The organism is Thermus hydrothermalis, from assembly GCF_022760925.1.
GTDB lineage: Bacteria > Deinococcota > Deinococci > Deinococcales > Thermaceae > Thermus > Thermus hydrothermalis.
In genome coordinates this window covers 1-892 of sequence record NZ_JAKTNT010000036.1, presented here as the reverse complement: position 1 = coordinate 892, position 892 = coordinate 1, and the positions used below count along the sequence as shown (strand labels likewise).

1 protein-coding gene is annotated in these 892 nt (G+C 63.5%); it reads right to left on the bottom strand.

What is annotated here, in order from left to right:
* Nucleotides 1-10 precede the first annotated feature (10 nt).
* The gene (locus tag L0C60_RS12710) at nucleotides 11-844 is read right to left on the bottom strand and encodes an IS982 family transposase (protein ID WP_039454941.1); all 834 of its coding nucleotides are present in this window, start codon (nucleotides 842-844) and stop codon (nucleotides 11-13) included.
* Nucleotides 845-892 lie beyond the last annotated feature (48 nt).

Sequence of the window (892 nt, the reverse complement as noted above, 5' to 3'; positions counted from 1 at the left end):
ACCCAAGTTGCTACCCAGCCATCTTCTGGGTCAGGAGACTGATGTTATGGGCCAGGACGAAGGTGAGAACTTTGATGACGAAACCCTCCTGGGTCACGGCGTGGATGCGCCTGGGGAAGAGGTGATGGAGCATGCTCCCCACCGTCTCCACCACCCTCCGCCCCACGATGGCCAGGTACTGCATCCAAGGGAGATACCGCCGGCTGTTCCTCCTGCGGATGACCATGGGAACAACCTCCTGGGCCTCCCGGAGGAGGTCCTCGTACAGATGGCTCTCGTACCCCCGGTCCAGGTAGAGCTCCGCCCCCTCGGGAAGGTCCAGGGGAAGGAGGAGAAGCGAAGCGAGGTCGTGGAAGCTCCCCGGGGTCAGGTTCACCTCGTGGACGAACTTCCCGTCGTCCACCAGGAGGTGGAGCTTGAGGCCGTGGAAGTAGACCCGCTTGCTGGGGATGAAGCCGCGGTAGGCCTTGTCCGGGAAGAGGCGGGAGCGGGGGGCGCGGATGTTCTCGCAGGCGGGGAGGGGGAAGGTGTCCAAGGCATACGCCTGGGCCTGGTGGAGGTGCTTCCAGACCTGGGCCAGGAGGTGGAGGAGGGGGAGAAGGAGGGGGTAGAGGGCGTGGAGCCTGCGGTTGAAGCGGCTTGGGGAGGGGACGTGGGTGAAGAGGCCGAGGTCTTTGGCGAGGGCCAGGGCCTTGTTGTGCTTGCCGCCGAACTCTAGGGCGGCAAGGAGGGCGAGGGTGAGGATGGCGGAGGCGGGCGTTTTGGCTTGGGGGTCATCCTTGTAGCCCATGGCTTGCAGGGCGTCGTCTATAATGCAAAAGGCCGCTATGAGACGGGAAAGCATAGCGGCCACTATTTTTTCAGATCCAGGGGATAGGTAGCAACTTGGGTT